The following is a 22,842-nucleotide window of genomic DNA, read 5'->3' on the forward strand; positions in this document are numbered from 1 at the left end:
CCTCAGCGATTGGACGCGAAGGGAATGTTTTTCTTGGTCCGAACAGCTTCGGTTTTTTCCTCTTCGGTCTTCAGACCGAAATTTGCACCCGACTGTTTCAAAGTTTCAAGTGACCTGCGCGCTCCGTCTTCACTGAGCGCGGCATAGCGCTGGATGGCGGCATTCAACTCCAATCCGCCAATGCGCAACCGGCGGGCGCGCATCGTCAGAATATCCTTGTAGGCTTCGGAAGTGACCCCGTTTGCCTTGCAAAGAATGATCAATGGTTTGTCACTTGAGCTGAACAAAAGCTGAGATACGGCCGCAGGTGGCAGGTTGCTGACCTTGGCAAGCAGGATCCCAAGTTCCGCTGTTCGGTCAGACCGCGCGAACAACGTCACGGCCTCATCTATTTTGGTCTTCTTGCTGACCACGTCGCGGATCAAGGCATTGGACTGTTCGCGGGCCTCTTCGAGCTTGTGGGCACGGGCAGCCACTTCAGTAGCAGCGCGCTCGGCTAGAAGCTGGACAAGCGTATTGTCGGCCCCGAGCGCGCTCACTCTCTCCTTCAACTCTTCTGTCAAGAAAGGTAACAAGGCATGCGCGGCTTCTTCCGGCAAATCCGTGCGGTTAATCAATGCCGCCTGGATTGCTTCGCTTGACCTGGCTTTTTCTACCAATTTCAGAAACGATGCATCTGCGAACTCTGCCCCCTGGTTTTCAGCAACCTTGCTCAAGACCGACGTATCTCCGCGGTCGACCAATACACTGGTGACTGCCTTGTCGACGGTTTCACGTCCGGCAATTGCTCCCAGGTGCTCCATCGAGGCAGAAGATGCAATCGTTACGAGATCGTCTGAAGTAAGAGCAGGCGAGTTTTCCAGGACAGGCCCAGCAACGGGAAACGCGTCTTGCGCCAGCTTGACCATCAGATCACGGGGTGCGTCTTTTTCCTTGCAAACACGTTTGGACAGAATGATCCGGGTTTCTTCTTCCAGCTGACCGAGCACCTTCAGAACAATGTCCCCGAAAAGCAGACTGATCTGCTCATCGCGATCATCGCCGGAACTCACGAATAGGTCAGTCAGCGTGCCGACCAGGCTTTTGCGCCCCGCAGCACTTGAGTCTCGCGCCAGTTCAGCAAGTTTCGCAAGATTGAACATCAACACCCCGACGCGCCAGTCGCGTATGCGTAAGCCTTACCAGTCGGCTCTTAACATTAAGCTACCGTTGACGTCGGCAAACCTGGATGAAGTGCATGAAACCGGACGGCCGTCCCGCAATCAATTCGATCCGCCAAACCATTCTTCGCAGCCCGCGTTGGCGTCGCCTGGGCAAATCAGGTCTGTTTTTCCACGGAACGGCAGGGACCGTTTCCATTCAAGGCTTTACTTAATGCTTCCTCAACAACCACAACCCTGGAATGCACACCTCCGCTGCGCTGCAGCATCTTTTTTGCTTCGTTTCCGCATTGTGCTGACTTAGTATCGCCCAGTCAGAAAGAGGTAATCGGGAGCGGACATATGACCCTTGTACGGAACCTGAACATGATTGCCTTCCTCGCAGCCTTTGCATTTTTGGCTGCAATCGTAGTTGGTGTCATCTGAACCAAACGGCAGGAAATAAAAGAAAACGAGCTGCGCTGAGTGGACGGCAGGACAATTCAACAAAAAAAAATAGTTTCCCGGCGTAGTCGGCTGCACCAGAAGGTGCAGCCGTAAAAGTCGCTGGGCGGAAGCAGCTATTGTTAGCTTGCCAGGTTTTGCGGGAAGGAAAGCGTAACTTCCCTCCCTGAAAAGGGCCAACTTTTTCCACTAAAGAAATACAACTAAAAATTTTATCCAGAATGACGCCAGTTGCATTCTGCAATTTCATAAATCGCTTCAGCGTCCTCAACCCGGGACTTCACTCAGGCGGCTAGCTCCAATGTCTGAGCCAGTGCGACATCTCGGTTGTCAGGATCAATCATCAACTGATCAGCGGCAATAATCGTGACATCGGTAATGCCGATGAAGCCCAGGATATGCTTAAGATAAGTCCCGGCAAAGTCAATCTCTGATCCGACTTTGGTGCCACCCGAGGCAATGATGATAAAGGCCTTTTTACCCTGAAGCAGCCCCACCGCCCCATTCTCGGTATACTGGAATGTTTCTCTTGCCCGCGCGATCATGTCGATCCAGGCTTTCAGCGCCGCCGGAACAGAGAAGTTGTAGACAGGCGTGCCAATTACAATGGTATCCGCGGCCTTCAATTCTCCAACAAGCGTATCAGACAAAGCAAGCGCCTCATTCTGTTCTGCACTCCGTGCAGCAGGATCTGTAAAAGTCGCTCCAATCCACTCCTCATTGAGAAAGGGCAGTCCCTTGGAGACATCACGTGCAATGACTTCAGCATCTGGTGATTTTGCCAATAGACGTGCCACGAAGGTCTGCCCGAGGTCACGCGTCACCGAACCGGTGGCACGAGCAGAGGCATTGATATGTAGGATTGTTTTAAACGGCTCGGACATTTTGATCTCCAAAGTTTTGCAACGCAAAAGTTTCTGTTCGATATTTGGAGATAGTCTTCAAAATTTTTAACAACTAGACTTAGATTGGTGAACAGTGCGTCAAGCCACCGAACGATGCCCTTAGAGATTTCAGGCTCCCCATCTAATTCCTGACAAGAGTTTGTACAGTCCAGCCAGTGCAAGTGCCCCCACAATGGTATTGATCACCTTGCCCTTGACGCTGGAGGTGCCTTTGCGCAGATCACGCAGAAAGTGCATGTCTTTCTGAGCTTCCAACGGATGTTCTATGTCGACGCCAAGTGCTCGCAGAACCTCCTGCGCGGCTTCCCGGCCGACCTCCTTGCCGCCTTCGCGGGCAATTTCCCGCATCTGATCTTCGTTCACTGCACGCCCCCTGCGTAACCCTGTTTGATTTCGTTGTACCACCGGCCGCACCGCATCACGCGGGCATTGGCCCGGCCAAGCGCCAGGTCTGTCCGGATAAGGGCAACATCCAGCGGCTCGCCGATCTGAACGCCGGACGTTTCCTTCCGCCTGCAGTCGTCCGGATAGCCCGGCAACTCTTTCGAGGCTTCCACCTGCGCCGAGAGTGCGGCGGCCCTTCGCAACCGCTCGTCATTGGTTGCGCAAGCGCTCAAAAAGATCAGGCTGCAAAGTGCAGCCATCCCCAACGGTCGAAACATAGTGTTCCAACTCCTGTGCTGCGGCTTCCGCTTCCGCGTTGGCCTGATCGATAAGAGAGAGAAAACGCCGGTTTGCCCGTTCCGTGACAACCTTCCGGCGTTTCAGTTCTTCAAGCTGCACCCGGGCTGCGGTCAATTCCGCGTCGGCCACATACTCGACAACGGCCCGGCGAACCGCGCTCGACTTGTCGACCTTGTGCCAAACAAAAAAGCCGCCCAGAACGGCGGCAATGGCGAGGGCAGCACACGCGGTGCGGCTTTGGAGTATCCAGGCGATCACCGGCATTACTGCAGCCCTTCCAGGCATAGCGAATGCTCGGCCGCCCGGCGGTTTACAAGTCCCCGGATCGTCCGGTCGCCTGCCTTGTTGAACCATTTGGCTGCGTTACAGGCGCCACGCACGTCCCCGGCATCGAGACGATTGCGCGCAGTCGACCGGCAAAAGCCCCCGACCCCAATGTTGTAGGTGAGGCTGACAAACGCGACATAGGACTTTGCGGGAATGGCATCCGGCCGCTTGAGGCACTTTCTCATTCCGGCTTCATGCCGCTGCAACGAGGCCAACAGCATTGCGTCACACTCGGCCTGTGTGTGCTTGTCTCCAAGCTTGACGCCGAGCGTTTCGCCGTAACAGACGGTTGGAACGCCAACAACGTCCCGGTATGCCGTCAGGCGCAGACCTTCCCAGGCACCGACCAGCGCAATCGCAGCCGCGCCGATGCCGCCGACAAGGCGGGTTTTACGTCCCATCGTTCATATTCCTTTGTGCGAGAAGCCGGGCCACGAAGGCGGCCGACACAGTCAGCGCAGAAAGGGCAGCGAGTAAGCCCGGCGCAATGAAGTCGCCCAGAAAGGGCAACGCCACTTCCGCGCCAGAGAGCAGCGCGGCAAACAGCATAAGGCGTACGCTCCAAGCCCTTTGCAGGACCGCGCACCAGTCTGAAACCAGTTTCAAGTCAGAGCCTTTCGGGCATAAAAAAACCGCCTCAAAGGCGGGGGATGTTTCGGTCTTGGCAGCAGGTTAGATCGTTTGGAAATACTCCCAAAGATCGTCAATGACTTCCGGTGTGAACCCCAACCGCGCCCCCCAAGCCACGACGAGAGGGTGCAGCCGCTCAAACCCGTTTGCGTGTTCCCAATCGATCCGGGCGGCTTCCTTTTCAAATTCGTCTTCGATTTCCGCAATGATCGCGTCCACTTCAGACGGCAATGTGTTGGTGTTCAGCAAACCGTGCCGGAACTGCCGGGCCGTCAAAGTTGGCATCAACGCCCGTATTTCTTCAGGTGTTGGCGGAACCCATTCCGGAATAACACCGCCAGCATTTCGCCAAGCCTGAGCAGCTTCGATTACCTTAAGGCTCCAACCGAAGTTTTCGCCGGGTCGTAGGCTGGTATACAGCGTCTCAACTGAACCATCTGGCCAAACCACCTCATAGAAGCACGCACCCGTGATGCGCCTCATGTCTACCTCTGTGTGGTCGGTTTCGTGATAAGCCTCAAACCCACCAAAGCTGGTAATTGCCGGCGTTGCAGAATTAAAGTCCGCTGGTGCATTTGGTTGATCTGTCATCAAGCTACCCTCTGAAACATGACTGTGCTGCCGCCAGCCCCACGACCACGCGAACGCCATGTGCCTGACAAGTTCGTCCCCGACGCTGTAGACGTGTAGTCCAAGCTATTTCCGCTAGGGATTTTGACCGTGTATGACCCGTTTCGATTACGCGACGGCTGGCTATCTGTGGTTATCACGGTGTGGCCAATCGGAAAGTTTGTCTCATTCGCGCTTGAGCCGTCATAGACAAGAGCTAGCTTGTGAAAGCCGCCATCGTTCTCTTCAGCGACGAACGCGTTAGCACTGTCGTCCCAACCTAGAAGGCGGTCCGCGCCGCCGCTGTTCGCGTCTCTGAAAACAATCCATGCGTCACCGCTGTTGTCCATGTTCACGTAAATGTAGCCAGAGGCGTACAGGTGGCCATTGACTGTCAAGTTCCCCGAGATCGTCCCGCTTACATCAGACCGCAAAAGCTGACTTGCCGACAGACCACCAATAGTCCCGGCGTCGTAGCTGGTTGAACCTTGCGGCCCTTCCGGCCCCGTTGCCCCGACCGGCCCGACATCACCCTTTGCAGCCAGCGAGCCCCAATCATCTGGCGAAACACTCGGATTCTTCCCAACATTCACCCGCAACGAGATATAAGAAGATCCGTTGTAGGTGACTGTTTCGTCAGAATTGTAAGTGTCGCCCGAAGACCAGAAGCCACGATAGATCAACCCGGGATCGCCCTGCGGACCTTGCGGACCCTGCGCACCTGTCGGGCCTTGCGCGCCGGTATCGCCTTTCGGGCCTTGGATACCTTCCGGCCCCTGCACGCCTTGCGGCCCTTCCGGCCCCTGAATGCCCTGCAAACCCTGCAGGCCGCGTTCCCCTTTTGCGGCAACAATGTCCCATTCCGCCGCCGCGTCTGCCGGAGTAACGCCGGTATGTGCCGACACGCAGACGAAATAAGATCCGTCATGATAGACGGTGTCTCGCTCAGCATAGGCGGTGGCGACGTTCCATGTGCCCCGGTGGTTCATGCCAATGGGACCGGCCGGGCCTTGGATGCCCTGAGGCCCCTGCAAGCCCTGCGGCCCGCGCCCGAAGTTAACACCGGTCGACCAGGCGCCGACATCATTGGAGAGCTTCCAATAGACAATCCCCGCCTCAGTATCGAGAAAGGACGTGTCTTTTGGTTCGGCGTCATAGGCTGCACGGTCGGCCGTCAAGCCGGTGTAATCCGGGTCGAAGGATTTCCCAACAGGCCCCTCTGGCCCTTGCGGACCTTGCGGGCCAATCGGTCCTTGTGAGCCAGTCGGACCGGACGGGCCTTCGGGACCGCGCGGGCCTTCCGGCCCCTGAAAGCCGGTAGGGCCTCGCGGACCTTCATAGCCGAGCGGGCCGCGTTCCCCCTGAGGCCCCTGCGGGCCTGCTGGGCCTTGCGGACCGGCCGGACCCGTGGGGCCTTGGTTGCCGACCGGACCTTTCGGCCCTTGCGCGCCTGGAAGAGACGCGATTTCAAGAACCTGCTGAAGCGTCGGCAAGTCCTGATTATCGGCTGCATCAAGCGCGTTGATCATCCGCCGGCCTTTCAGGTCAAAGCCGCCGTTGACCTCGATCAGCGCCCGGGTGGCAACCGACTGCATGTTGATCGCCGTGCGGTCCATGGCGCGTTCCATGACTGCCGGGTCAATCTCTCCACCGGCCAGACTGTAAGGCTGATCGTAGTTGCTCACCAGCAGGACCGTCAGCGTCTCCCCTGCCTGCAAAGCACTTGCGTCAAAGAGCACGGTACCGGTGCCGAAGTTGCCGCCGGTAAAGTGCCAGTTGCCCGGGCTTTGCTGATACTGCCAAACGGTAATCACGCCGGTTGTCGTCCGATGCGTCACCTGCAAATTGTTCTGGTCGACAAACTGGAAAGGCAAGTCGACACGATCCGTCACGCCGTCGCCAGTGATCTGGGCGCGGCCTTCGGTCAAGGCTGCTACTGTCATGGAGTTTCCTGTTAAAATTTGAAATCAGAAATTGAGCCACGGTCACATTGGCGGCTCGAAAAGGCTCCTGCCGGATTGAACTTCTTGCGTTTATCCGCTAGATCCTTCTGAAAATCTTGTGTCGGCAGGTGTCAGCAACTCTCTCAAGGTCTGGCTGCCGAGGTCTTTCCCTTTCAAATTGGGAAACTGCCGGTCATAAGCCTGCTCCAGATTGTGAAAAGAACGAGGATCATTGCCTTTTGCCAGCGTCACTGCGGCTTCTTCCGGGCTCAGCCCGTAGTGCTTCGTCAAAAGGGTCCATTTTTCAAACCTGTCGACCAGGTCACCTCCCCTTTCATGCAACAACGCCGGCTGCTGTGCCAACGCCAGAATACTGGCGAGATTTTCATAAGCATGCTTGATGTCCTCCGGATTGCTGCTCATGGTTCGCTTTCGCAAACCGGCGGCATAAGCTTCTGGCAAAACGCCCTTGGTCTCCACAATCCTGCGCGCAAGTGAATCCCGGTTGATCTCGCCATCATCCAGAAAGGTGAAAGCCCGGTCTGCCGTTTTCTGTCGCTGCGGTTCCGGAACATGAGCTTCAGCGGATAAGAGCCAGTTGGCGGCCTCTATGTTCGCTAAATGCTCTTCTTTCACAACGTCAAGCTGATCGATCAATCGTGATTTCTGCCTCGGCTCAAGCATGTCGTTAGCTTCGATCTCGGAAGCATCGAACTGCCCAAAACTCGCTTCGATGCGGCTCGCAATCCGTTCTGCTTCCCCAGCAGCAGTCGCCGCTCGGCTTTTCGCGGCATTTACCTGCATTCGGCCCAGCGTTTCACCGGGAAGCAGCTTCAGCCGCTCCGCCAGAACCTGGCGTTGCTCGGAAAATACCTCCAAATCGCCAGTACCGGCGACCATCTCATCCACCGGTTCGAAGGCATTGCCTGAACCTTCCGTTCTTGAGACCTCTCGCCTTGCGAGTTCGTCGCTAATTGCCGATAGCAATTCTTCAGGCGGCTTTGTCATGGCCCACGCTTCGGCCAGGGTCTCGCCAATTTTAATATAGGCTGATTCCTTGCCCTGGGCCGGCAACGGAGCCGCTCTTATCAACGTTCTAGCCTGCTCGAACGCTTCTGCCAGACCTTCCGGATTGTCGCGGACTTCCGCCGCCAACCGAGCACCTTCTTCCTCCAACCCTTGTCGAAAATAGAGTTCGTTTTCAGAAGCCTCGATTGTAGCAAAGCCGTTGATGTAGCGATCCCGCCGCGCCTCGACAGACTGATCGAAAGCGGGCCTTGACCTCTCCGGCAGTTCCTTGAGCATCTGCTCCTTTGACTTCTCAAGGTGCGCCATCATGGCCTCGGTGAAGCCGAAGCCGCCCGGCGGTGCCTGCCGCTGCTCCTGTGTAGCCTTTTCCTTCAACTTGGCGTCCAGCTCTCGCTGCGCCTTTTGAACCTGGAAATCGTCTATCTGCCTGCGTCGTCGGGCTGCAGCAGCTTCAGCAAGGTCACCGAAAGCGCCGGCGGACCGGCCAATCTGCTGCCCCAAACCGGCTGTAGCTGCCCCCACCGCAGCGTCAGCGACTACTTGCGGGCTGCCAACACCCGGAAGACTGTCGGTACCATTGAATTTCTGCAATCTCGCCATTGTGAATGCCACTTTGTCATCTGAAATTAAAAGCGCCGTTGTACGCAGCATTACCAAGCGTCGTGAAAGCCTTGGTAACACCGCCCAACATCGCGCTGGTTGCGCTGATACGCCCTGCATGGCGGCTCGAATGTGCCCGCTCCCGGGCTGTTCTCGCCTCGAAGGTCAGATTGTCCCGCTTGCCTTCCGCGCCATACCGGATGGCTTCGATGTTCTGAGCAGCTTCGAAGGCATTGTCGTCCGCGACATCGTTCAGCGAGCCCGTCTGCGACAACCCGCGCTCAGCTCCAGCAGCGCGATTGAAGCCGAGCGCCCTTTGGTATTTGTCCAGAGTTCGTTTCCGCTCAAAAGAAGCCTGGGTCTGGTTGACTGCCTTCTGGCGGTCAGCCAGTTCTGCCCGTCGTTCTTCCCCCTTTGCCTGGGCATCTGCCTGTTGGCGTGCGCCCTGCGCTTGCACGACGCCGCCGGCAAGCGATCCCGCTACGGAAACCGCAGCCAATATTGCTGGGTGACACATAATTTATGGCTCCGCGTCTCGGCCGAAATTGACGGCCAGGATGGTGCAGGGTTTGCCGCCGCTGGCCATCAGCGTCAGCTGTCCCCCGTCTTCCCATCGCGTTTCGATTGGCTGGTCGAGCACACCAGTGCGCAAAGGCGCCGGCTCTCCGGCAGGGTCGCCCGCACGGTAATAGATCAGCTCGTCCAGAAAGGTTTCGTCGGACCCGGCCTTCAGAGTCCCGGTGTCCAGAACAGCGATACCGCAACTGTCCACGCGCATCTTGCGGCCCATGGCTGAACCATCCTGCGCATTGATCGGAAACGGCAACGTCTTGGCCCGCGCCTCCACATTCAGCCCGACCAGGATCTTTTCCGCTGTCTGGCCATTGGGCAAACTCGCCTCTCCGGCCGTCACGGCCGCCGGATAGTCGGTCCCATCTGCGAAAAGGATCACCTCTTCGCCTTCCAGGTGCGCAAGACCCGCCACCGTGTTAGCCGGCAGGCCTTCATAGCGCGCGGCGCAATCGAGATGCCATGCGTCCTCGATAGCGTCGCCCAGAAAAGGCCGCTGCATGATTTCGATGTACCGCCGCGCCTGTCCATTGATGGTCCGCTTCACGATCATCCAGACCGTATCCGCGCCGGCCCCCGAAAGATCGGCCATACATTCCACGATACCGCCGAAGTCGTGCCGCTGCATGCCATAGACCTGCTGCTGGCGCTCATAGGTAAACCCGATCCCGAGGCCTTTTTGATCCCACTGCCAGATGACGCTATCGGGATATTGCTGGTAGCAGGCCCCGGAAATACCATCCTGAAACAGATGCGACTGCACCTCGCTGACCGCCTGCGACACCCGGCCATCCGTCCCGAAGTCATAAGCCATTTCGCGCATGTCGGTGCCGTATGGGCCGTAGTAGATCAGAACCGATCCCACCTTGATCGGGCTGACATCATTGGCACCGAAATTCGTCTCAGGCTTCTGGTCGACATTCTCCGGCCCATAAGGGTCCTGATCCGTCGCCTTGCCAACGGCACGCACCGCCCGGGTCGTGCCAACAATCAGGTCGTTATCGTCGACCAGCCACTGGATCCGGTTCACCTGTCCGGAAAGAATGCCCGCGGTCACCGCGTCGGATGCCTTCAGGACATGGGACACGGAAAAATTGGTGAAGTCCTCCGTCTGGCTTTCCCAGATCTTCTGCGGCTCCTCGCTGGTCCCGGCAAAGGCGAGCCTGTTCTTGTGCCAGCCGATCGTTTCCGGCCACCCCGTCGTGCCGGACCATGCCCCCAACCGCCAGATACTTTGCGCCTTCGTGTCCTGCAGCGCCTGACCGAACAGCTGCACCTTAACCGAGGTTGCCGACTGCCGGCTGTGGATCCGGAACCAGCGCCAAAACCCGTCCGATCCGCGAAATCGGATGTGCCGCCCCACGTCAGACGCCTGAAAGCCGGCACCGCCATTGATCCCCGCAGTGCCTGATGCGGTCAGCGTGAAAGGGCTCTGATCGCCGCCTGCCTGGTGAAACACCAATTGCCCGATTGCGGAATTGTCCGAAGCCGATCCGCCTCCTTGCGTGAAGCTCAGCCGGTAATGGGTAAAGGCAGTCTCGTTGTAAAAATCATATTCCCGCCATTCATTGGACGACCAGGTATCCTGACCGTCCTGCGTATCCAGAATTGTCCAGTCGGAACCGTTGTTCGACGCCTCGATGTTCCACTGCCAGGGCATATCGTCGTTCTGGCTGTTGTCACTCGGCGCCTGCAGCATGTAGGCATCGATCACGACACTGCTGGGAAACTGATATTGCACCCAACCCGTCGCGCCGGATGAAAGCACTGTCTTGCCCTCCGACCGGCTGAACACCTGCCACGCGGAAGCGCTGCCGTTGGAGGCCGATACCACCCCGCTCGGGGCTGTGTTCGATGTCATTTTCGGAACAGCATTGCCCGTGCCGGCCGGTTTCAGGCTCGTCGGCGAGATATTGACATCCAGATAGGGTCCGTCCCTGAACGCCATCGGCTCGATCGCCCAGGAAAGTTCCGACAACCGCTTGAGCGCCTGCGGGGCAACGCCGCCTCCGGCAATGAAGAGCGTATCGGTCGACTGCACGAATTTCAGCCGCGGCAGAACCTCGAAGGAATAAGGCGTCGCAACCTCCACGGACCCGACCCGCCCCTCGCTGGTGAACACTCGAAACATGTGGTCACCGAACTCAAGCATGTAATATTGCCCGTTTCCGAACTCGAACGGGATCAGCCAGCCTTGCCGACTGCTGTCCTTAAGTTCGGCAATGAATTTGGTGCCGCCGCGCCGGCGCAGGCCGCCGCGTTTCAGCGTCAGAAAATTCCGGCATTCGGCCAGGGAGGACCGAAACAGTTCCAGGTCCGAACGATAGATCAGCTCCGGGTCGAGTTCGCCCCGGCTGAATGTGGCTTGAAGGTGATAGCTCATCTGTTTGCAATGATATCCAGGTCAATCATGGGAAGCGGCGTACCCTGCAGGGCGTCGGATGTTCCGGCCTGGTCGAAGGCTTCCCGTGCCGCCTGGCGCAAGGCTTCTGCCCGGCTGTTCTTTCCGGTGATTGAATGGGCGCAGCCCGCCGCCAGAAACAGGGCGAACCCGTTCACGAACAGCGGGGCGAATTCGGCCTCCCGCACCACCCGGCGCACATGGCGAAGCGGAAACGGCGGTGGATTATCCGACATGATGCGCTGGCCCACCACTTCGAAGGGAATGATCGTCCCTCCCGGCGATCCGCCAACGCTCTGCTGCGGAATGCGAAGCGTGCCGGCTGGCAGCTTGTACTGGTAGGCCCAGCGAAATGGAGGTTTTTCGGTTTCCGCAGCCAGGTTCACCAGCTCGATGGCAAAGTCCCAGTCGTGCATGGCAAGATAAGCATCCCGGTGCGCCGCATAGTGGTTCTTGAACCAGCGCGACGCGACGGAGGAAAAATCGAAGTCGCGGATGGGCGCTTCCTTCAGATGCGCAAGCGCAAGGTTCGCCATCTCGACGGCTGTGGTAACGGTTCCCGACATAAAACAGTTTCCTTGAAAGGATCAGGCGGCGGCAAGATCGCCGGCTTTGGCCTCATAGGCAGCAAGCGCCTGAACGGCCTCATATTTGTTGGCGGCTTTTACACCGGCATAATCCGCGGCCATGGCCTGCTGGGTCTTCCAGTGCTCCTTGCGCCAGCCTTTGGGCAGCGACTTTTCGGCCTGTGGCTGCCTTGCCGCCCTTTGCTTGCGGTTCCAGTCCGCGGCCAGCGCATCGGCCAGGTGTTCCTGCCGCTTTTCAGCCTCGGTTTTGGGCGGAGCGCACCGGGCCAGAAAATCGGCTTCGTGTTGTTCTTCCAGGCGCTGGAGATGCCGCAAGCGGCGCATGATGATCTCGTCCATGTCTGGCCTCTTTTTCGAGAAAAAGAAAAAGGGCGGCAAACGCCGCCCGAAGAAATTTGACAGGCCCTGACCTGGTCAGGCCCGTGAGAGGTCGAACCGACCAAACAAAAAGCCCGCAGGAAAGGCTACGGGCAGAAACGTCGATCGGTCCAAAAACGTTGGGGTGGATGTCTGCGGTCGCTCGCCTCCAGACTGCCCTCCGGGTACGCCGTCAGATGTTCACCTTAAGGCAGGCCAGCTTCACGTTCTTGCGGTTGTATTTCCGGTCCCAGTTGGCGGCGTTGCGCAGTTCGGCCAGGCTCGCTCCCTGGGATTTGGCAAGAGAGGACGCCGTGAAATCCATTCCGGCCGGATGGATCAGCTCGAAACGGCGCGTGGTCAGATAGTCGGCACCACCACCGTCGCCAATGTCCGGATCACGGGTGATTTCAGTGCCTTCGTTGCCGTAGATCGTCGACCGGCTCGGCACTTCGTCGATATGCATGAAAGCGCCCGGTGCAAACAGGAAGCAGGAATATTCGTCCGAATTGGCACCGGCCGTCACCGGCATCATTTCCGAATGCACCACCATCATGCCGGCGTAGTAAGGCACCTCGAACGGCGCTTCGGACGGTTTCTTGAACTCGATCTTTTCGTCGTCCAGAAGCGTGCCGTAAACGAAGCTGTGCATGGCGATCACGCGCAGGTCGTCCAGGTTTTCACCCATGGTCAGGCGCGCACGGTTGATCGCCTGATAGCTGATGCGGTTGGCGGCCGTCGGCGAACCGACATCGGAATAGATGGAATAGACCATGTCGCCGCTGTCATTGGCCACATTGTCGGCAATCACGCCCTCAGCCGTCGCGATGATGCGCTCTTCCTTGCGGCGTCCCCAGTAAGCGCTGATCCGCTCCGCCACGCGGTTCATGGCGCTGTCGCCCCGACCCGTTGCGGCATAGCTTGCCACCGTCTTTCTTGGCCAGGCGGTGCTTGTAGGCCTTCATGTCGCTGGCGGTAATCTTGCTGACACCGATCTTGTTGTCACTGTCGTCGATCACCGTCGGCTCGGCATCATCGAGGTCTTCCCAGTACGGCACTTCAATCTGGTTGCCACCGGCCTTGAAGCGCTTGCCGATTTCCGGTGCCGGACCGGCCAGAATGCCGGATTTTTCCAGCATGATCAGCTTGGCCGGCTTGTTCTCCGCCATATAGGGGGTGAACACACGCGGAACGACGATGTCTGAAATTTGAGATGTCATTGAATTTCCTTTGATTTTGACAATTTTCCGGCTCGAACGGACTGCTGTCGATGGCGCACGTTTCCTCGCCATGGCCGCAGGCAATTTGCCAAAAAGTCGCCCCTTCCAATTTTGAAGTAGCTGAAGCAACGTTCCGGTTGAAAAAGAAATACGCAGTTTTGGAGGACTTCCGTTTCCTCGATTAATGAGGCAGAAATCGCTCAAAGCGGGTAAGATCGCTCAGCCGGGGTGGCAATATCGCGATGACAATCACAGGCCTGCGCTGCTTTGACGGCAAAGCGCACAAAGGACTTCGCAAGTGAGCAAGGATCTGGCGTCTGATGGATCCGATTTGTGAGGTAATGCATCGGACCACGTAAATTCGAGGAGTCGTTCAGTTAAACGACAACACCCTTGAACCCGAACAACTCCGGGTTTCGTCCAGCAGAAAGGATAAGCTGCTTCGCCTTCGTCGGCTGATGATCCAAAAGGAAGGCCTGCTGTTTGAGGTCGGGTTTTCTCACGTCGAATGGATTTGCATTCTTCAGATTATCAGGCTGGAGCATAGAGCGAGCTCTACTCGGTTTGGCGCTCGGAATGGGACCGTTCTCAAAAGCCTCACCGCTCTTCGGTTCGCTCAAGGATGGCCGCGGAATATCACTTTCGCCACGCAACGCGGGCTGACTATCCCTCGAACGGTTGTCATCCGCTGCCAAATGAGGTCTCGGCATCGGAAACGGAGCAGAAACATGGTTTCGTAATCTGTTGCCAAGCGCCGACTGACCATCCAATTCAGGATCTGACTGCGCCGATCCTGCAGATAAGACATCTTTGTTGCCGATCAGATCTTCGGTAAAGCCTGGGACTGGTTTTTCAAATTGATGCTTTGTTGAATTCAGCAATTCCTGTGGCGAAATCCCGAAAGACTTCAGGACCGTCCCCGCCACGCTGTTGCTATTTTGGTTGTCGATTCTGTAATCAAGGTTTTGAGCGTTGATCCGATCAATAGCCCTGCTAGCTCTTATCCTGTATGCCTCGATTTCAGCTGGCGTCCCCGCGATAATTGTTGTCTGGTTGTCGACGAGATGCCCCATCCTTGAAAAATTATCCAAGTGACCTTTGATCGTATCGCTTCCGTCCCAGGGTTTTCCTATTGGAATTATATTATTTTGCCTGTCATGTGAAAGTCCGTTGACTTCCCAGATCTGCTTGCCGGTTTCATCATGAGCTGTGATGACAATATGTGAGGCAACACCAAACAGCTTGTACTCACCGATGCGTATCGTTTGCTGCCCGTGATTATCCATTACTTGGTCCTTGTTTAAATGTTGTCAGTCCAACCGCCCTTTTCGCAATACCATTTCGGTGCCGAAATCAACGAACTTTCCGAGCCCTCCCGACTGAGGCAAAGCTCACCTTTTCGCGACTTTTTTTGCGTATAAATATACGGGGGAGGCGGTGGAAAACCGAGAAATGCGGTGGTTCTTTTGTCGGCATATTCTTGCTTCACGACATAAGTCATATCTTGAGTTTTGTCGCAAATTCTCACTATTCGAAAATATTCGTTGTATACGCGAGAAATCCTCTCCTGACCCGCGCCAGCAAGACCGGTTTTCATTTCTTTCTCGAGCCGTTCGAAAATCGGTCCGGGATCACAGGCCGAAAGCACCGTTTTCCCGTTTGCACCTGATAAATTTCTCTCTTCATCTGACGCACAGGCAACGAGAAACAGGCCCAATAAAATGCTCGATAGTCTTGATAGATTCACAATCGAACTCTCCGATTTCGATCTTTTGATACCGGCGGACACGATCATCTGGATTACCCGCAACGGGCTGTTTTCCAGAACATCCGATTGTTGCCTGCGGGCCGGATTGCCAATCTTGACAGATTTGCCGTATGCGCTCTCAAGTGATGCTTGTGTTGCCGCCAAGCACGCCTGAGAATCAAGCAATCCCTCGCTTTAATTGCGATATAGAATTTGTGAGTGAATTCGTTGACAAGATTTTTCATTCAGTTTTACTGCCTATTTTCTAACATCACATATAATCGACTTTGGCCAACCCGAATTCGTCAGGTATTCGTCTCTTTCGAAATCTGCGCCGACAATTTCAAGAATTTTGGGAAAGTTGTTTAGATCAACGCCAAGTTGCTCCGCATAGCTGAGAAGCCGAACAACATTCAGGTACCCAGAGTCAAGATTCTTATCGAGTTCCAGGTAATTCAGAAATCTTTCCTGATTTTCAGAGATATACAACTGAGTTGAATACGCATTCCCCTCGATCATTGAATATTCAATATATCCGCCGATGTAGATACGATTGAGCAAACTTACAATTGTGCCTTCATTCGACTTTCTTAAGATTTCCGGGTTGTCTTTGGAATTGTTAATGGAGAAATTTTCTTCCAACTGGTACACGGCGTCGCAACTTGGCCGGTCATCGCGTCCCTCTACAGTCAATAACGCCAGATAAAACCTGGCCTGCATCGGGCATACGTCGAGATTTTCTTCCGCATACTGGCTTGCTTGTTGGAATTTTCCGTCCGCCATCAATCCAGTTATGGTTTTGACCATATCCATATTGTTTACACAGGCGTAGGAAACAGTGGTTCCAAGGCTTGTCGTGGCCAAAATTGTTGCACCAGCAATAATAAGTCTTCTTAGTCTTGTAAAACGACGCACTGTCGGCTCCCTTCTCAATCACTTCGAATTTTTACCTGGCAAAACCTCTGCCTAGGGTCCAATTTGTTCATGATTTGTTCAGCAGTCAACTGAAAAGTGTATGAGAAAAGTTCACCTACCAAACAAAGCAGACCTTCCTGCGAACAACGGCTTCATGAAAACCAAGCCTTAATCCAGTTTGTGGCCATTACTATCCGGCCTCGCTACAACCCGAACAACCGTGGATCCCGCCCCGCCGCGACGATCATCTGCCGCGCTCGCAAGGGGCTGTTTTCCAGAAGGTCCGACTGCTGCCTGAGGTCCGGATTACCGGTCTCGAAGGGGTTGCCCCCCTCCCCACCCGCGCCGAAACCGTTCAGGCCGTCTTCCGCAAAGGCGCTGTCGTGGATGAAGGCGAGCAGCTTTACCGCCACGGGGTCCGTCACCTGCTGCAAACCGTCGCTGCCAGCCGTGGTCAGGGCGCCTTTTTCCGCAAACCATCCTGTCAGGTCCACCCCGGCCGTCTTCAGGGTGCTCAGCGCCCGGTCGGCCTTGGCAATGGCGTTCTGATAGCCGTCGCTGTCCGGTTCGCCATATTCCCTGACCAGGGACAGGTGCGCAGCCTCGGCGGCCTCGCCCTGTTTCTGTGCGGCGTCAACAGCCGCTTCCTCATGGGCGGAAAACTGCTCTGCCATCTTGCCCACCCACCGGTCGTGCAGCTTCTGCGCTGCCTCGGGGTGAAGCCCCGCCTCCTTGAACCAGTCTCCGGCTTCCTGCGCAAAGGCCTGGTCGTAGGGAAAGTTTTCCGGCAGCGTCTCGGGCATCTTGAAGCGATAGCCGTCCTTCGGCGTCCAGCGGCTGGAAACATCGGCATAAAAGGCCGCCTGTTCCTCGCTGCTGGCCTCCTCGCCCGGAACCTGAAGCGCCCCGGACAGTCTGTCTTCCAGCGAGCGGTAGCCTTCCAGAATGCCGGCGGTATCGCGCCAGCCATAGCTGGCGGCCATGTCCCGGTCGGCCTCGCTCAGGCTGTCGATGAAACCTCCGCCCTCCGAAGGGCGATGTGCCATACCATCGTGTCCAGAACCGTCGTGCCCGCCGGCCTCCGGTCCTGCTGCCGGCTCAATCGCGTCGTACATCGTCAATATTCCTCGTCAGTTTCGAACTCGGGCAGCATTTCCAGCCGGGCGGCTTCCTGCAGCGCGGCGTGCTCTTCCGGCGGAATGCGGATCATGGACAGGATGCGGGCATAAAGTGCCTTGCGCCCGTCCAGATAACCGCCCGCCCGCGGCTCCAGGTTCACCGGCGGCGCCTGGTAGATGCCGCATTCGGCTGCCAGGTCCGCCAGCACAATTTCGCCGTCCGGACACAAAAAAACGGACCGATAGGCCCGTTCCAGCACTCCAGCCCGCTCCCGGCGCCGCCGGGCGGCTCGTTTGAGGCTACGCCAGACCATCCAGCCCTCCCTCGCCGCCCAGGGCCTGCAGAAGCGGCGCCCCGTCGCGGGCGATCCGCGCCATGCTTTCGCCGGTCGCAAGCTGCTGCTGTTGCTGCTGCTCGGCCGCCCGTTCCTGCCGCAGTGCTTCCACTTCTTCCGGCCGCCGCCTCAGCTTGGCGGGCAGCCCCAGCGCGCGGCGGGTCAAGTCGTATTCGGCTTCCCGGTCGTGCAGATCCAGAATGGAGGGATCGGCCCCCGCTGCGATGCCGAGATACTCCTGGAAGCCCATGATCGCCTCGAAATGCCCGGCCTCGCGCATCTGGTCGATGGGTGCCGTCGGCGTCAGGGTCACATCGCCCTCCAGCACGCTTTGCGGCGGGGCAAGGGGCGAACCGGGGGCAAAAGCGCCCCTTCGGCCCAGAATGCCGATCTCCCGTTCGAACAAGGCCTCGTTTCCGGCCATGATGTTGGTGGAGAACGGCCCGATCATGTCGGCCATTTCCTTGCGGCGGATATTGGCTTCCGTTGCCGTGCGGCCATTGCCTTCCAGCAGCGTCTGCCACAGGTCGCCATAAAGCCCCACCCGCAGCTTCTCGCGGATGGTCTCGATCTGCGCATCCGCCGCGCCCGGGTTCACCGTGTCGATCATCGGCCGGAACAGCGGCCGGCCCTGCTCGTCGATCAGCCCGGGGTTGATCCGGCCGGGGTTGAGGTCGAGCTGGCGCTCCTGCGCATGGGTGGCGATCGGCGGGCGCACCGCCTGCGAACTGGCAATCAGCCCGTCCCGCGCCAGGCTCTGCAGGCTCTTGATGTCGCTCATCAGCTTTGCCTGCGGCGGCGAGCCATAGGGCGACAGCCCGTCCCGGTCCCACCGGCTGATCACCAGCGGATATTCGAAGAAGCCGCCACGCCGGCAGATATGCCCGCTGTCTTCCTCGAAGTGGATACTCTCGAACCGGGATTTCCTGGTGTCGGTCGCCTGGGCGTGGCCGCCTTCGCGCAGAAAGCAGGCATGCACGAAAGTGTAGTCCGTGTTCTTGCGCTTCGCGTCGGCCGCGTCTTCCTTCACCTTGGGCGACACCTTGCCGGCATATTCCTTCACCGCCTGCCACGCCTTCAGCGTGCGCACCCGAAAGAACCCGCAATCGTTGCCCTGGGCATCGATGATCAGATAAATCTCGTAAAGCGGCACATAGCGGTAATGAACCGGCGTGCGGATATCCGCCAGGCTGTCCTCGTTTTCGACCGGAAACAGCACACCCGTCCCCAGTTTCACGGTGGACAGCAGACGCGAGCGGTTGGCCAGCGCAAAGCCGGAACGCCCCGAATACCGCACACGAAACAGGTGATCGCGCACCAGTTCGAAAAACTCCTCGTCTGCCTGGCTGGGCGCCGGCGCAAACGGATCGCCGAAGCCGACCCCATGCCAGGGAAAGCCTTCGGGCATGGTCAGCGAGCCGATGCCGGAGGCAAGCCTGTCCAGCAGCCAGACAGCGGTCGGGTCGTACAGCTTGCGCGACCGGTCCCGGGCGGCAGACCCGCGCAGGGCGCTCATGCCATCCCGGGCGCTCACGCCGCCGGGCCGGTTGAAGGCCCGCTCCATGTCCGGCGCCGTATAGGTGACATAGTCCTGCCAGTCCGCCTCCACCCATTGGCGTTCCGCCCGGGCCGATTGCAGCTCGGTTTTCAGATCGTCGACAACTCCCATCACGCACGCCCCAAAAGTGTGACACCAGGCCGCGAGGCACTGCCGTAATCGGCAACGCCCAGCGGGCCGGTCAGGTTGGTGGCCCGGGTGTTATAGGCGGCGGCCCGGCGCCGGCGCCCGTTTTCCTGCAGGTTGCGCGCCTGCCGCTGCGGGTCGGGTTCGCGCGGCGGCGGCGGTGTCGGTTCCGGGTCCGGCTGCTTGGAGCCTCCCCCACCAAACATGCACATGGGTGGTCCCTTTCTCTCAATGTCTTGAAAACGTGTAATCGGCGCCGCCTGCCGGCACGGCGGCAGCGCCTCAAGGCCGGTCCGCGCAGGCGGCCGGAAAAAGATCGAACGGACGTATCCGGCAGCGCCAAAGCGTTCCTGCCGGCCAAGCCGCAATTTTCCAAAGTACCGGTATGAGGTCTGTTTTAGCCCTGTTTTGACGAAGCGTCCAGCAAGGCCAGATGTCTGAACCTGTTGTTCAGACACGCATTTCCGGAAAGCTCTTGCCACTCAAAGGCTTTTTGTAGCTTCCCGGTTGTGCGCCCTGGGCGGTGTTTTTTTCACAGCGCCCCGGTGGTAGCTCCATCCAGCGGCGCAGCTTTACCGGGCGCTGCGGCGGCCAGCGCCGCCGGAACCTTTCCAGCCGGTGCGGCAGGGGGCTGCCGCGCAGGCCGCCTGCTGTTGTTTTTGGCGTGCGTCTGCCACGCCCTGTCCCGAGCGCGGCCGACATTTGCCTGAAAGTCTTCCGTCAGCAAATGGCGCTTTCCGGTCTCGTCGTCATAGGTCAATGTCATGCGCGGACCGTAGCCGTCCTCGTCCGCCAGGGCCTGCCGCCTGTCCCGGCCGGTCTTGTCATTTGGCGTCAGATGCCATTTCGCGGCGCGCACCCCCTGTGCTTTCAGCAGGTCCTCAACGTCCTTGCGCACGTAACCATGGCCGTCTTTTTCAAGATCCGGATAGGCTGTCTCGACCGGATATTTCAATACGGTCCCTTCCGCCTCCGGCGCGAAGGCCGAAAGACCCCACATCTGCTTGAACCGGTAAATCGCGTAGTCCCGGGCAGCCTCCTTGTGGCCGCCCAGTTCGACATAGCTTTGCCTGAACAGCCTTTCGTAATCCGCAAGCGCTTCCGCCTCTTCGGCGGCAGTTCTGCCGATCTGCCGATATCGGTCATAGGAACTTTTCCGGGCCAGATCAGCAGATGCAGCCAAACCGGCTGAGGCGTCAGCAACAGCCACCGCCGTTGTGGCACTCACGCCGTCCAGCTTGCCGGTGCCCACTTCGGCCCCAACTGCGCCGGCTCCAACTGCGCCGGCTCCAGACACGCCGTCTTGGCGCGCCTCCTCAAAACCGGGGGTCAGAATGGCGGAAGAACCTGGCAGAACCGGCTTCTCGCCCAATGGCACTTGCCCGCCATCCATCAGGATGGTTTCAGAAGAAAGACTGCCGTCCTCCAGCCGCGGTGCCGTAAGCGGAGCATCTGTCGCCGCCATCGGGGCTGCCGACAACAGTTGCCTGACTTGTCCCCGGTGCAGCTCTGCGTCTCTCGTCAGGGTGTCAGTCAATTCTTCGCGTGTTGCGCCGCGGTTTGCGGCCTGCTCCACGGCTCCGCCGGCCTCAAGCGCGTTTTGTATCCCCTGCAGCGCCTGTAAGGCCTCTTCCTCATCCTCGCTGCCGGCAAACGCCCAGTCGATTGCGCTGCCCACAGCGCCTGTCAGCGCGTCCCGGCCATAAACGTAGGCCCCAAATGCCTCCGAACCTTCCACGGTTGTAGCAATTTCGGCCATTTTCCGGATCACCAGGTTGTCCGGATAGGCTTCGCCGTAAAGCTGGGTCAAGGCGATAATGTCGTCCAGATTGCCCAGAACGTCCCAGGCCTTTTTCAGCGGCCCGACAGGCGTCAGCGAAACGGCCAGGTCGAGGCCCGCCTCCGCCGCCATGGACTTCAGATCGTCCTCTGTAAAATCCAGCCCCAGCTCTCTTGCCGCCTGCGCAAACGGTATGTTCCGCTCGTCCGCACGTGCCTGAACCATTGAAAAAACCGGAACGGCTGCAAGACCAAGAACGAAAACCGGCGCGCCTCGACGCGCAAGCTTCATGAACCGCCGACTAATGGTGGTCTCGTCCCACAGCGTGCCGGTGGCCTTGCTGCTGATCCCCGAGTTTTGACCAAGTTGTGCTCCGGGCAAGTCATCAACCGGCATGCCGGAAGAAAGCATCGGAACTGCCCTTGCAGCCTCGGCCGGTAGCACGCTCATGCTGCCACCAAGCTGTCCCGTTACTCCGGGCAGCGGCGCCCCTTTGGGCTTTGCGCGGATCGCACGTTGAAACAACACCTCTTCATAGGTCTCTGGGAAAAAAATTTGCCCCTGGTCGAGGCCCTTCACCTCGCCAAACCTCGTATCTTTAAACCTGTAAATGTTCTCGTATTGTTCTCTCGACAAATTCAGAGTCGGATCCACAACCAATTCTGAAGCCAGTTTTTTGACGGATGTATAACGGAACGGGACATCCACAATCTTCGCATGTTTTTTGGTGACTGGATCGTAGATATTCTTGTTCTTGTTTTCGAAAAAGTCCTTCTCCCTGGAAATGATCTCATAGTCGAAATCGGGATGTTTCGTCATCCGCTTTCGGATCGACATATCCCAGGTTTCAAATCCTCCCTTTTTGGTCAACCTTTTCCGGTTGGGATCATAATCGTTTTTTTCCTCATCTAATACGTCGTCAATTTCAACGATTCTGACGTCAGGAGTGTAACCCGGAGGCGGGTACCTTTGTCTTTTTATCCAATCTCGGAAAAGCAATCCATTTGGGCTCTTGTAGAAAGATGAGCGGCTCAACTCCAATTCGAAATCATTGCTATAAAAAAAAAGATCGCCACGTTTTGCGGTGGCGATCAATCCTTCCAGCCCGAAGTTTTTCATGATCGGGCTGATTTCACTGGCATCTATCGCAACAATCTTCTCCATCACGTCTCCTCCCCCGGAAAGGAGACGAACGGAGAGTATTTTTTCTTCGTGAAATCCATCGCTTCCTCTGTTCGGAGATCGGTCACATTCCCGGCCTCGACGTCATCCGCCAAATTTGCAGCAATCAGTAGGTTGCTTTTGTCTGCGTGAATCCGGGATTTCATCAGGTACCAACGTCCGAAGAAAATAATGGTATCGTAAGCGTCAATAGGATGAAGCTCCTGATACTGCTCGTCATAGGCCTCAAGGTCATGTTCCTCGACGTATTGAGCAAACCAGAGTGTCTTCTTCAAAGCCTCGTGCAGCTCTTCATCCCCGCGGATCAGTTCAACCATCTGCACGACGTTCTCATATGGAACTTTGCGGCCACCGTAGCGCTTGTTGCCGGCAAAGAAGGCCCTGCCTTCTTCCGTTTTCTCAAATGCGGCCAGCTCTTCCCGCCAGCCGGTAATATCTTCAAAATCCGCCATGGGTCCTATGTCCAAATCCCTCTCAAATGTTCACTAATTGTTCCGAAACACTCTTGCACACGACAGAAGCACTGCGTCTGCTTACGTCCGGAAAAATAACCTTCTCTTTCATTTCGCCCCCTTGTCTGAAAAGGCGATATCCGTCGAATGCTCTCTTTCAGCG

The 22,842-nt window shown here is 57.5% G+C and carries 26 protein-coding genes; all 26 read right to left on the reverse strand.

Features of this window, described 5'->3' with window-relative positions:
• Positions 1–2: 2 nt before the first annotated feature.
• The 26 genes from V1T76_RS08215 to V1T76_RS08340 all read right to left on the reverse strand — a co-directional run bounded on the left by V1T76_RS08215 (position 3) and on the right by V1T76_RS08340 (position 22,679).
• On the reverse strand, positions 3–908 hold the full coding sequence (locus V1T76_RS08215) for a DUF2336 domain-containing protein (RefSeq protein ID WP_330560162.1): 906 nt from the start codon (positions 906–908) through the stop codon (positions 3–5).
• Positions 909–1,578: 670 nt separating this feature from the next.
• Positions 1,579–1,854: a hypothetical protein gene (locus V1T76_RS08220; RefSeq protein ID WP_330560163.1), complete on the reverse strand. Its 276-nt coding sequence runs from the start codon at positions 1,852–1,854 to the stop codon at positions 1,579–1,581.
• Positions 1,855–1,888: 34 nt separating this feature from the next.
• Positions 1,889–2,488 (reverse strand): FMN-dependent NADH-azoreductase, encoded by a 600-nt coding sequence (locus V1T76_RS08225; protein ID WP_330560164.1) that lies wholly within the window; start codon positions 2,486–2,488, stop codon positions 1,889–1,891.
• Positions 2,489–2,617: 129 nt separating this feature from the next.
• Positions 2,618–2,872 carry a hypothetical protein gene (locus V1T76_RS08230; RefSeq protein ID WP_330560166.1) on the reverse strand — a complete coding sequence of 85 codons (255 nt, stop codon included), beginning with the start codon at positions 2,870–2,872 and terminating at the stop codon, positions 2,618–2,620.
• Positions 2,869–3,096 (reverse strand): hypothetical protein, encoded by a 228-nt coding sequence (locus V1T76_RS08235; protein WP_330560167.1) that lies wholly within the window; start codon positions 3,094–3,096, stop codon positions 2,869–2,871. Before V1T76_RS08235 ends, V1T76_RS08230 begins: the two co-directional genes overlap by 4 nt.
• Positions 3,097–3,103: 7 nt before the next feature.
• Entirely contained in the window at positions 3,104–3,457 is a 354-nt protein-coding gene (locus V1T76_RS08240) for a hypothetical protein (RefSeq protein WP_330560168.1), read from the reverse strand.
• Positions 3,457–3,921, reverse strand: coding sequence for a lysozyme (locus tag V1T76_RS08245; protein ID WP_330560169.1), 465 nt, complete (start codon positions 3,919–3,921; stop codon positions 3,457–3,459). The genes V1T76_RS08240 and V1T76_RS08245 overlap by 1 nt, the downstream gene beginning before the upstream one ends.
• Complete coding sequence (locus V1T76_RS08250; RefSeq protein ID WP_442970095.1) at positions 3,911–4,126, reverse strand: DUF7940 domain-containing protein; 216 nt, start codon at positions 4,124–4,126, stop codon at positions 3,911–3,913. The genes V1T76_RS08245 and V1T76_RS08250 overlap by 11 nt, the downstream gene beginning before the upstream one ends.
• A 66-nt stretch (positions 4,127–4,192) precedes the next feature.
• Positions 4,193–4,741: a hypothetical protein gene (locus V1T76_RS08255; protein ID WP_330560171.1), complete on the reverse strand. Its 549-nt coding sequence runs from the start codon at positions 4,739–4,741 to the stop codon at positions 4,193–4,195.
• A complete protein-coding gene (locus V1T76_RS08260) occupies positions 4,741–6,702 on the reverse strand; it encodes a hypothetical protein (RefSeq protein ID WP_330560172.1) in 1,962 nt (653 codons plus the stop codon). Before V1T76_RS08260 ends, V1T76_RS08255 begins: the two co-directional genes overlap by 1 nt.
• A gap of 90 nt (positions 6,703–6,792) precedes the next feature.
• Positions 6,793–8,382: a hypothetical protein gene (locus V1T76_RS08265; RefSeq protein ID WP_330560173.1), complete on the reverse strand. Its 1,590-nt coding sequence runs from the start codon at positions 8,380–8,382 to the stop codon at positions 6,793–6,795.
• Positions 8,348–8,848, reverse strand: coding sequence for a virion core protein, T7 gp14 family (locus V1T76_RS08270; protein WP_330560174.1), 501 nt, complete (start codon positions 8,846–8,848; stop codon positions 8,348–8,350). Before V1T76_RS08270 ends, V1T76_RS08265 begins: the two co-directional genes overlap by 35 nt.
• 3 nt (positions 8,849–8,851) lie before the next feature.
• Positions 8,852–11,284, reverse strand: a complete 2,433-nt coding sequence (locus V1T76_RS08275) for a hypothetical protein (protein ID WP_330560175.1) — start codon at positions 11,282–11,284, stop codon at positions 8,852–8,854.
• A complete protein-coding gene (locus V1T76_RS08280; protein WP_330560176.1) occupies positions 11,281–11,868 on the reverse strand; it encodes a hypothetical protein in 588 nt (195 codons plus the stop codon). The genes V1T76_RS08275 and V1T76_RS08280 overlap by 4 nt, the downstream gene beginning before the upstream one ends.
• A gap of 21 nt (positions 11,869–11,889) precedes the next feature.
• A complete protein-coding gene (locus tag V1T76_RS08285) occupies positions 11,890–12,228 on the reverse strand; it encodes a hypothetical protein (protein ID WP_330560177.1) in 339 nt (112 codons plus the stop codon).
• 211 nt (positions 12,229–12,439) lie between these two features.
• Complete coding sequence (locus tag V1T76_RS08290; RefSeq protein ID WP_330560178.1) at positions 12,440–13,135, reverse strand: hypothetical protein; 696 nt, start codon at positions 13,133–13,135, stop codon at positions 12,440–12,442.
• Positions 13,062–13,466, reverse strand: coding sequence for a hypothetical protein (locus tag V1T76_RS08295; RefSeq protein WP_330560179.1), 405 nt, complete (start codon positions 13,464–13,466; stop codon positions 13,062–13,064). The genes V1T76_RS08290 and V1T76_RS08295 overlap by 74 nt, the downstream gene beginning before the upstream one ends.
• Positions 13,467–13,843: 377 nt before the next feature.
• Positions 13,844–14,752, reverse strand: a complete 909-nt coding sequence (locus tag V1T76_RS08300) for a hypothetical protein (protein ID WP_330560180.1) — start codon at positions 14,750–14,752, stop codon at positions 13,844–13,846.
• Between the two features lie 14 nt (positions 14,753–14,766).
• Positions 14,767–15,399 carry a hypothetical protein gene (locus V1T76_RS08305; RefSeq protein WP_330560181.1) on the reverse strand — a complete coding sequence of 211 codons (633 nt, stop codon included), beginning with the start codon at positions 15,397–15,399 and terminating at the stop codon, positions 14,767–14,769.
• 72 nt (positions 15,400–15,471) lie between these two features.
• Complete coding sequence (locus V1T76_RS08310; RefSeq protein WP_330560182.1) at positions 15,472–16,128, reverse strand: hypothetical protein; 657 nt, start codon at positions 16,126–16,128, stop codon at positions 15,472–15,474.
• A 203-nt stretch (positions 16,129–16,331) separates the two neighbouring features.
• Positions 16,332–17,243 (reverse strand): hypothetical protein, encoded by a 912-nt coding sequence (locus V1T76_RS08315; protein ID WP_330560183.1) that lies wholly within the window; start codon positions 17,241–17,243, stop codon positions 16,332–16,334.
• 2 nt (positions 17,244–17,245) lie between these two features.
• Entirely contained in the window at positions 17,246–17,560 is a 315-nt protein-coding gene (locus V1T76_RS08320) for a Bbp19 family protein (RefSeq protein WP_006936039.1), read from the reverse strand.
• Positions 17,547–19,250 carry a portal protein gene (locus V1T76_RS08325; RefSeq protein ID WP_330560184.1) on the reverse strand — a complete coding sequence of 568 codons (1,704 nt, stop codon included), beginning with the start codon at positions 19,248–19,250 and terminating at the stop codon, positions 17,547–17,549. Before V1T76_RS08325 ends, V1T76_RS08320 begins: the two co-directional genes overlap by 14 nt.
• Positions 19,250–19,471 carry a hypothetical protein gene (locus V1T76_RS08330; protein ID WP_006936041.1) on the reverse strand — a complete coding sequence of 74 codons (222 nt, stop codon included), beginning with the start codon at positions 19,469–19,471 and terminating at the stop codon, positions 19,250–19,252. Before V1T76_RS08330 ends, V1T76_RS08325 begins: the two co-directional genes overlap by 1 nt.
• 326 nt (positions 19,472–19,797) lie before the next feature.
• Positions 19,798–21,495: a hypothetical protein gene (locus V1T76_RS08335; protein ID WP_330560185.1), complete on the reverse strand. Its 1,698-nt coding sequence runs from the start codon at positions 21,493–21,495 to the stop codon at positions 19,798–19,800.
• A gap of 713 nt (positions 21,496–22,208) precedes the next feature.
• On the reverse strand, positions 22,209–22,679 hold the full coding sequence (locus V1T76_RS08340; protein ID WP_062488041.1) for a hypothetical protein: 471 nt from the start codon (positions 22,677–22,679) through the stop codon (positions 22,209–22,211).
• Positions 22,680–22,842 lie beyond the last annotated feature (163 nt).

It is taken from the genome of Roseibium sp. FZY0029 (genome assembly GCF_036350355.1).
GTDB lineage: Bacteria > Pseudomonadota > Alphaproteobacteria > Rhizobiales > Stappiaceae > Roseibium.